7 protein-coding genes are annotated in these 9446 nt (G+C 64.4%); 1 reads left to right on the top strand and 6 read right to left on the bottom strand.

Translation table 11 applies throughout. From position 1 onward, the window contains the following. Positions 1 to 2 precede the first annotated feature (2 nt). Both HAP54_RS36380 and HAP54_RS36375 read right to left on the bottom strand, forming a co-directional pair. Positions 3 to 1499: an efflux RND transporter periplasmic adaptor subunit gene (locus tag HAP54_RS36380; protein WP_166295304.1), complete on the bottom strand. Its 1497-nt coding sequence runs from the start codon at positions 1497 to 1499 to the stop codon at positions 3 to 5. Next, positions 1489 to 2967, bottom strand: a complete 1479-nt coding sequence (locus HAP54_RS36375) for an efflux transporter outer membrane subunit (RefSeq protein WP_166306735.1) — start codon at positions 2965 to 2967, stop codon at positions 1489 to 1491. Before HAP54_RS36375 ends, HAP54_RS36380 begins: the two co-directional genes overlap by 11 nt. 604 nt (positions 2968 to 3571) lie before the next feature. Here HAP54_RS36375 and HAP54_RS36370 point away from each other — a divergent pair. Beyond that, positions 3572 to 4606: a cysteine synthase A gene (locus tag HAP54_RS36370; protein ID WP_166295302.1), complete on the top strand. Its 1035-nt coding sequence runs from the start codon at positions 3572 to 3574 to the stop codon at positions 4604 to 4606. 66 nt (positions 4607 to 4672) lie between these two features. Here the strand turns inward: HAP54_RS36370 and HAP54_RS36365 are convergent, their stop codons facing one another. From HAP54_RS36365 to HAP54_RS36350, 4 genes are read right to left on the bottom strand one after another with little or no spacing between them, the layout of a single operon-like run. Beyond that, the gene (locus HAP54_RS36365) at positions 4673 to 5413 is read right to left on the bottom strand and encodes an amino acid ABC transporter ATP-binding protein (RefSeq protein WP_166205262.1); all 741 of its coding nucleotides are present in this window, start codon (positions 5411 to 5413) and stop codon (positions 4673 to 4675) included. Between the two features lie 12 nt (positions 5414 to 5425). Then, entirely contained in the window at positions 5426 to 6946 is a 1521-nt protein-coding gene (locus HAP54_RS36360) for an amino acid ABC transporter permease (RefSeq protein WP_166295300.1), read from the bottom strand. Beyond that, positions 6943 to 8148 (bottom strand): amino acid ABC transporter permease, encoded by a 1206-nt coding sequence (locus HAP54_RS36355; RefSeq protein WP_166295298.1) that lies wholly within the window; start codon positions 8146 to 8148, stop codon positions 6943 to 6945. Before HAP54_RS36355 ends, HAP54_RS36360 begins: the two co-directional genes overlap by 4 nt. A 24-nt stretch (positions 8149 to 8172) precedes the next feature. Beyond that, a complete protein-coding gene (locus HAP54_RS36350; protein ID WP_166295296.1) occupies positions 8173 to 9192 on the bottom strand; it encodes an amino acid ABC transporter substrate-binding protein in 1020 nt (339 codons plus the stop codon). Positions 9193 to 9446 lie beyond the last annotated feature (254 nt).

Raw genomic sequence — 9446 nt, 5'->3', positions numbered from 1 at the left:
GGTCATGGCTGCGCCTTCGGTGCGCCACCCGACTGTTCGCCCCCTGCTGCCGGCGCAGGCGCCGGTCCGGCCTGCCCCTTCTGATCGCCTTCGCCATGCTCGTGCCGGCCGCGATGCTCGCCGTTCTTGCCTTGCCAGTCCTTCTTGCCGTCCTTGCCCTGATCCTTGCCCGGAGCTTCGCCTTGCGCTCCGCCTCCCTGCGTGCCGCCTTGCGCTCCACCTTGGCCGCCACGCTTGCCGTCAGGATTGCGGCTGCGCTTGCGCGGCGCGAGATCGGCGGTCGGCGCCGCGTCATCCTTGCCGACCACGACCTTCGCGCCATCGGCGAGATTGGCAAACCCCGTCGTCACGACGCGGTCCGATGTGGTCAGGCCGTTCGCGATGACGGCTTCATACTCGTTCTGCTGGGTGACCGTGACCGGCTTGGCGGTGACAATGTCGCCCTCGCCGATCACGTAACTGAACGTGCCGGCAGGACCGCGCTGCACCGCAGAGGTCGGCACCACAATGGCCTGCGGCAGCGTCTCGACCTTGAGACGCACATTGACGAACTGGCCGGGCCACAGCTGGTAGCTGGCGTTGGGGAATTCGGCCTTCAGCTTCAGCGTGCCGGTGGTCGGATCGACCTGGTTGTCGATGCCGGTCAGCTTGCCGGTGTCGATCACGGTGACGCCGTCATTGCCGAACACGTCGACCGCAAGCTGGCCCTTCGCCGCGGCGGCGTTCACCCGCATGATCTGCTGCTGCGGCAGGCTGAACCACACCGCGATCGGCTGCAGCTGGGTCAGGATCACGAGCCCGATGGTGTCGGAGGCGTGGATGATGTTGCCCTGGTCGACCTGGCGCAGGCCGGCGCGGCCGGAGATCGGCGCAATGATCTTGGTGTAACTCAGCGTCGCCCCCGCATTGTCGATCGCGGCCTGGTCGGCCTTGATCAGCGCTTCCTGCTGCGCCACCAGCGCGCGCTGCGTGTCGGCCTGCTGCTTGGAGCCGGCATTGCTGGCGGCGAGCTGTTCATAGCGCGCGAGGTCGAGCTTCTGGTTGGCATGCAGGGCTACGTCCTGTGCCTTCTTGGCGACGGCCTGGTCGTACTGCGCCTGATAGATCGCGGGATCGATCTCGCCCAGCACGTCGTCCTTCTTGACGTCCTGGCCCTCGACGAAATTCACCTTGAGCAGCTTGCCGTCGACCTGCGAGCGCACCGTGACCGTGTTCAGCGCCTTCACCGAGCCGACGCCGTCGAGATAGACCGGCACGTCCTGCACATGCGGCGTCGCCGCAAGCACCGGCACCGGCAAATCGGGCCGCCCGTTGGCGCCCCGCCCGCCGCCACCGTTTTGCTTGGGCTGGAAGGCGAGCCAGCCGAGATAGCCGAGCCCGCCCAGGATCACAAGCGTGATGAGCAGCGACACCATGCGCCCGAGCAGGCGCGAGAGGAGGCCCCGCTTGCGCGGCGCCGTCCTTTTCTCGTCGTCCGTCGAGTCGGGCTTAAAGAGCATCGACCGGTCTTTCCATCTTCGGTTCCCAGCCGCCCCCCAATGCCTGGTACAGACTCACGATCGCCAATAGCCGGGCCAGCTGGGCCTGGGAATAAGCATCTTCCGCCTGAAACAGAGTCAGCTGCGTGTTTAGCACAGTTACGATGTCGGCAGTGCCGGCCTTGAGCTGCTGCTCGGCGAGGTCGAAGGCGCGCCGCGAAGACGACAGCACGTCGCGCTGCAGCTGCAACCGCCGCGTGGTCTCGCGTATGGCAACCAGCGCATTGTCGACGTCGGTGAACGACTGAACCACCGTCTTTCGATAGGTTTGCAGCAGCTCGTCCTGCTTGGCCTGGGTGTACTCGAAATTGCCGAGGATCCGGCCGCCATCGAAGATCGGCTGGGTCATGCCGCCGACCAGGTTGAAGAACGCCGCATGCGGTTGGAATAGCGAGACCAGCGCCTGGCTCTGATAGCCACCCTGCCCGGTCAGCTGGATGCTTGGAAAGAACTGCGCCCGCGCGCTGCCGACATTGGCGGTGGCGGATGCGAGTTGCGCCTCCTGCCTGCGGATGTCGGGACGCTGGGTCAGCAATTCCGACGGCAATCCCGGCGTGACGCGCAGAATCCCGACTGCGTTGAGTGAGCCTCCGATGACGCGCACGCTTTCCGGCGGCCGCGACACCAGCACCGCGAGCGCGTTGATGCTCTGGTCGAGCGTCTGCCGCAGTGGCGGCACCAGCGCGCGCTGGTTGGCGAGCACAGTTTCCTGCTGCGCGACGTCGAGGTCGGAACCGGTGCCGGCCTTGAAACGCTCCTTGATCGCGTTGAGGATGCGCTCGGCGCTGGCGATGTTGCGCTGTGCCGTGCGCAGCCGGTCCTGGCTGGCGAGCACCGTGAAATAGGCGTTGGCGACGCTCGCCAGCGTGGTCAGCGCCACCACCTCGCGGTCGAACCGGTTGGCGACGGCGGTCTCCTCCGCCGCTTGCGCGGCGTCGCGGTTCTGGCCCCAGAAGTCGAGCTGGTAGCTGGCGCTCAGCGAGGCGCTATAATTCACCACCTCGCGCCCGCCATTGGTGAGGCCACTGGCGCTGGAGCCGGAGGTGCGGGAGTAGGTTTCCGATCCGTTGAGATTGAGGGTCGGCAAAAGCGCCGCGCCGGCCTGCCGCGCCAGCGCGTCGGCCTGGCGGAATCGCGCGACTGCCGCGGCGATGTCGAGATTGACGGTCTGCGCCTCCTCCATCAGCTGTGTCAGCTCCTTGGAGCGGAAGCCGCGCCACCAGTCGAGCGTCGGCAGCGCGTCCCCCGGCCGGCCGAGGCGCGCGGCCTTGTAGCCCTGCGGGACGTCGAGCGCCGGATCGGGGATGTCCTGGGTCAGGATGCAGCCGGCCGAGCCCGCAACCAGGCCAAGCGCGAGGAGCGACCGGGTCGCGAGCCGTCGCGCGCGGACGGCGAGGCCAAACCGGCCTCCAGGCACCGTGACGGACATGGACTGGGTCACACCCGTTCTCCGCCGCAGCCAGCCTTCGCCCGCGGCGCACGAATGGCGCGTTCAGCGATGATCTGGGTGACGTTCACGGGTCATGCTTCCAATGGTACCTGACTGTCCCATCCTACCCTTGGGACGATGGGGCGGACAGCCCCGTCACGATCGCGCGACGTCGCATCGCAAGCGATTCGGGGCCACCCCGAATGCCGACTTTCCCCTATTTTTATGGCATTTCCGCACATTTCGGAGCCGTGCCGGAAGTCACGATTCTTACAAAGATTTCATGGGGATTTCTCAGCCCTGTTGCGCCGAATCCGCAAGGATGTGCCGGAGCAACGCCCATCTTGCAGTATCGCGCCCCGCGCCGTCGGGTTTTGATCGGGTCTGCCGTGCGCAACTGACGCAAAACCGCGGATCGCAGGACGATTCTGCTGGGCGTCCCGACCCGCAAAACGCCGTTCTCCCGATGCCCGTGATATCCGCGCCCGCGCGGCAAAGCGTGTTGGGCCCGCCATTTGCCGCAGTGCAAAAGCCCTTCCCTTTTTCGATCAGCACACTAGGTTCGCGGCAAGCAAGACACAGACCGGCAAAGAAATTCCCCGACATGGTATTCAACAAAGACGTCATCGAAGCGATCGGCAACACGCCGCTCATCAAGCTGAAGCGCGCATCCGAACTGACCGGCTGCACCATTCTGGGCAAGGCCGAGTTCATGAACCCCGGCCAGTCGGTGAAGGACCGCGCCGGCAAATGGATGATCCTGGAAGCCGAGAAGCGCGGCACGCTGAAACCGGGCGGCCTGGTGGTCGAGTCGACCGCGGGCAATACCGGCATCGGCCTTGCGGTCGTGGCGAGTGCGCGCGGCTATCGCACGCTGATCGTCATTCCGGAGACGCAGAGCCAGGAAAAGAAGGACATGCTGCGGCTGTGCGGCGCCGAGTTCGTCGAGGCGCCGGCGCTACCGTTCTCCAACCCGAACAACTACCAGCATCTGGGCAGGCGTCTCGCCGAGCAGCTTCGCACGACCGAACCGAACGGCGTGCTGTTCGCCGACCAGTGGAACAACCTCGACAATCCCAAGGCGCATTACGACTCGACCGGACCGGAAATCTGGCAGCAGACCGACGGCAAGGTGGATGGCTTCATCTGCTCGGTCGGTACCGGCGGCACGCTGGCCGGCATCAGCCGCTACCTGAAGGAAAAGAACCCGGCCATCGTCACCGCCTGTGCCGATCCGCACGGCTTCGGGATGTACGAACTGTTCAAGAATGGACAGGTCAAATCGACGCCGGGCGACTCGATCACGGAAGGCATCGGGCTCGGACGCGTCACGCCTGTGGTCGAGACTGCGAAGGTCGACACCGCGTTCCTGGTCTCCGACGAGGAAGCCGTGACCATCATCTACGAGTTGCTGGAGCACGAAGGCCTGTGCCTCGGCGGCTCGACCGGCATCAACATCGCCGGCGCGATCCAGCTCGCCAAGCAGCTCGGCCCGGGCAAGACCATCGTCACCATTCTCTGCGACTCCGGCAACCGCTATCAGTCCAAGCTGTTCAACCCGGCCTTCATGCGTTCGAAAAATCTGCCGGTCCCGGAATGGCTGGAAAAGCGCAGCAAGATCGAGCTGCCGCTGGTGTGATTGGCGAATGATGCGTGGCGAATAGCGAGTGGACTCCTCATTCGCTACTCGCCCTTCGGTATTCGCTCATCTCAGGATCTGACTTAGGAACAGCTTCGACCGTGCGTGCTGCGGGTTAGCGAAGAACTCCTGCGGCGTGTTCGACTCGATGATCTGGCCGGCGTCCATGAACACGACGCGGTTGGCCACCTCGCGGGCAAAGCCCATTTCGTGGGTCACGACCAGCATGGTCATGCCCTCCCTGGCGAGATCGACCATGGTGTCGAGCACCTCCTTGACCATCTCCGGGTCGAGCGCCGAGGTCGGCTCGTCGAACAGCATCACCTTCGGGTTCATGGTGAGCGCGCGGGCGATCGCGACGCGCTGCTGCTGACCGCCCGACATCTGGCCGGGGAACTTGTTGGCCTGGTGCGGGATCTTGACGCGCTCAAGGAACTTCATCGCGGCCGCCTCGGCATCCTTCTTCGGGATGTTGCGCACCCAGATCGGCGCCAGCGTGCAATTGTCGAGCACGGTGAGATGCGGAAACAGGTTGAAGCTCTGGAACACCATGCCGACTTCGCGGCGAACCTCGTCGACGCGGCGCAGGTTCGGGCCGAGCTCGATGCCGTCGACCACGATCTCGCCCTCCTGGAATTCCTCCAGCGCGTTGATGCAGCGGATCAGCGTCGACTTGCCCGAGCCGGACGGGCCGCAGATCACGATGCGCTCGCCCTTGCCGACCTCGAGGTTGATGTCGCGCAACACGTGGAAGTCGCCGTACCATTTGTTGAGCGCGGAAATATTGACGATCGGGGTTGTGGACATGGTGACCCTTGTTCAGTGGCGGCGGTGGGCGTTGAGCCGATTTTCGACGAACAGCGAGTAGCGCGACATTCCAAAGCAGAACACGAAGTAGATCAGGCCGGCGAAGGCGAAGCCGGTGAAGGCCGTCGTCGGCGTGGTCCAGACCGGATCGGCGAACGACGCCCGCAATGAGCCCAACAGATCGAACAGCGCGACGATCGATACCAGCGAGGTATCCTTGAACAGCCCGATGAAGGTATTGACGATGCCGGGAATGACGTAGCGCAGCGCCTGCGGCAACACGATCAGCGACGTCGTCTTCCACCATGACAGGCCAAGCGCGGACGCGGCTTCCGGCTGCCCGCGCGGCACGGCCGCCAGGCCGCCCCTGATCACCTCGGCGAGATACGCGCCGGTGAACAGTGCGACCCCGATCAGCGCGCGCATCAGGCCGTCGACGGCGAAATTGCCCGGCACGAACAGCGGCAGCATGTAGGTCGCGAAGAACAGCACCGTGATCAGCGGCACGCCGCGCCAGAATTCGATGAAGGTGATCGAGAAGATCCGGATCAGCGGAATGCTCGACCGGCGGCCGAGCGCAAGCGCGATCCCGATCGGCATCGAGGCGACGATGCCGGTGATGGCGATCACCAGCGTCACCAGAAGGCCGCCCCACAGCCGCGTGTCGACGATCGGAAGGCCGCCGCGGTCGAGCCCCATCAGCTTGATCACGACAGCGATCCCGGCAAACGTCGCGAGGCTGCCAATCAGCGCCCGGCGGCCGGTGCGCACGCCACCTCCGAGAACGAACAGAACGGCGGAGACGATCACGGCGGTGACGAGAAAGTCGACCCAGACCGGTTGCGACGAGGCCTGCATCTGGTCGCGCAGCCAGCTCAGCGGATAGATCAGCCAGTGGATCAGCAAGCCGATCAGGACGATCAGCTTGCCGAGCCCCCAGAACAACGGAGCGATCGCCGAGGTCTTGCTGAGATTGACCAGGAGTTGCCCGGCGCCGCCGATGCTCTCGTCGAACAGCTGCAACAGGCCGGCCGCCCAGCTCACGCCGAATCCGGCGATGCCGCCACCATGCAGCAAGAACAATGCCACCGCCGGAAAGGCGAAGAAGAACAGGCCGGAGTTCACGCCCTTGGCCGGCAGTCGCGGAACGAGCAGCGGCAGCAGCAATATTGCGGCGAGCAGGAAGGTCAGATTGACGCGCCAGCGCTGGGCTTCCGGATAGAAGCCATAGATCAGCTGTGCCAGCTTGGCCTGGATGTAGGGCCAGCAGGCGCCGACCGCGTGTCCGGCGTTTTCGGCGAGGCACGCGGTGCGGTCCTTGCCGGTCCAGACCGCGTCGACCAGCAGGAACCTGAACGCAGGGATAACCGTGTACCAGACCAGCAGCAATCCGAGGATCGTGAGCAGGATATTGCCCGGCGAGCTCAGCCGCCGCGAACGCACCAGGCCGATGAAGCCGGTGGTCTTTGCCGGCGCGGGGCGCTCGGGGACCAGATCCTGCCGGACAAAGGACGACGCGGCCATATCCGTCATGTCGCCAGGCTCCGGTTGATGCGCCAGCCGTAGATGCTCATGATGGCGCTCGTCGTCAGCGAGAGCAGCAGATAGACGCCCATTGTCATGGCGATGATCTCGATCGCCTGCCCGGTCTGACTCACCGCCGTGCCGGCGAACACCGACACCAGATCCGGATAGCCGATGGCGACCGCGAGCGACGAGTTTTTGGTGAGGTTCAGGTACTGGCTGGTCAGCGGCGGCACGATGACGCGCATCGCCTGCGGCACCACGATCAGCCGCAACGTCGTACTGCGGCTCAGGCCGAGCGAGGAACCCGCCTCCATTTGTCCCTTGTGGACCGACAGGATGCCGGCGCGGACGATCTCGGCGATGAAGGCCGCTGTGTAGGTCGACAACGCCACCGTGAGCGCGACGAATTCTGGGATGATCCGCGCCCCGCCGGCGAAGTTGAAGCCTTTCAGCTGCGGCAGCTCGAAGGTGACCGGCCGGCCGAAGATCAGCATCGCGACCAGCGGCAGGCCGACGAGACAACAAGCGACATAGGGCCCGATCCGGATCATCTGCCCGCGCTGGAACAGAGCGCGCTTCGCATAGTGCCGCAAGCCCAGCGCCGCAATGATGCCGATCGCGAGTGCAGCCAGGAACGGATCCAGCCCCGGCTCGCTGACCGGTCGCGGCACGATCAGGCCGCGGTTGTTGAGAAAGAACGCACTGAAGATCGAGATGCTCTGCCGCGGCGCCGGCAGCGCGGCGAGCACCGCGAGATACCAGAACAGGATCTGGAACAAGAGCGGCAGGTTTCGGATGATCTCGACATAGATGCCACCGATCCGCGACAGCAGCCAGTTCGGCGACAACCGGCAGAGTGCCACGATGAAGCCGATCACGGTCGCGAAGACAATGCCGATCACCGAAACCAGGATCGTGTTCAACAGGCCGACGAAGAACACGCGCCAATAGGTGTCGGCATTTGTGTAGGCGATCAGGCTCTGACTGACGTCAAAGCCCGCATTATAGTTGAGGAAGCCGAAACCCGACGCAATGTGCTGGGTCTCCAGGTTCAAGCGTGCATTCGCCACGATCTCATAGGCGATCCAGGCCAGGATCGCGGCGAAGCCGATCTGGGCGGCCAACCCGTTCCAGCCGGCCTTGCCGCCAAGCGTATGCCTCAGCCTGAGGGCAAATTGCAGCGGTGGTTTTCGGGGCGCGATGCTCATCGCGGCAGCCGTTGGCTGGGCCGATCAGCGGATCGGCGGTGCGTACTGGATCCCGCCCTTGTTCCAGAGATTGTTGACGCCGCGGGCGATGCCGAGGGGCGAGCCGGTGCCGACATTGCGCTCGAAGGTTTCGCCGTAATTGCCGACCGCCTTGACGATGCGCACGACCCAGTCCTTGGTGAGGCCGAGCTGTTCGCCCAGATTGCCGTCGGTGCCGAGCACCCGCTTCATTTCCGGCTTGTCCGATTTCAACATCGCGTCGACGTTCTTCTGGGTGATGCCGAGTTCCTCGGCATTGATCATCGCGAACAGCGTCCACTTCACGATGTCGAACCACTGGTCGTCGCCGTGGCGCACCATCGGCCCCAGCGGCTCCTTGGAAATGATTTCCGGAAGCACGATGTGATCGGCGGCATTCGCGAGCTTCAGGCGGCTGGCATAGAGTCCGGAGGCGTCGTCGGTGAAGACGTCACAGCGTCCGGATTCATATGCCTTGACGGCCTCGTCGATGGTGCCGAAAGCGATCACCTCGTACTTCATGTTGTTGCCCTTGAAGAAGTCGGCGAGATTCTGCTCCGTCGTGGTGCCGGTCTGCACGCAGACAGAGGCGCTGTTCAGCTCGAGCGCCGAATTGACCTTGAGCGACTTCTTCACCATGAAGCCCTGCCCGTCATAATAGGTCACGCCGGTGAAATTGGCGCCGAGCGAAGTATCGCGCGACACCGTCCAGGTGGTGTTGCGCGACAGCACGTCGATCTCGCCGGATTGCAGCGCCGTGAAGCGGTCTTTGGCCGACAGCGGCACGAACTTGACCTTGGTCGGGTCGTCGAAGATCTCGGCCGCAATGGCCCGGCAGACGTCGACATCGATCCCGGTCCAGTTGCCCTTGTCGTCGGGCGATGAAAAACCAGGCAGACCCTGGCTGACGCCGCAGGACAATTGACCGCGGTCCTTGACCGTCTTGAGTGTTTGCGCCGAGGCCGCCTGAACCGACAGGGCGGCGGCGGCAGCGGCTAGGATGACAGCCAGGGATACGCGTTTCATGGGCAGGGCCTTTCAGGGTCGTCCGTTGGACGTTTGCTTTGTGATCGCCTCGCGTTCACGGGCCATCCCAGTGATCCCTTGCAGCAAAAAGATGCCTCATCTGACCGGCAGTTTTGCGCGCAAACCGGTCAGGCAACGGATCGTAGGTCGCGGCAGGCCCCTCAACGTGCGGCGACTGGTAGTTGCGCCGCATCACATAGCGACTGACGAGCCGGGTCAAGGGGTTGACGCATGTCTTCTGCGTCCTGTTAGTA

The sequence above is a fragment of the Bradyrhizobium sp. 2S1 genome (genome assembly GCF_011516625.5).
Lineage (GTDB): Bacteria > Pseudomonadota > Alphaproteobacteria > Rhizobiales > Xanthobacteraceae > Bradyrhizobium > Bradyrhizobium septentrionale.
Note: the sequence above shows the minus strand (reverse complement) of the source record. Positions and strands in the feature narration are given on the sequence as shown.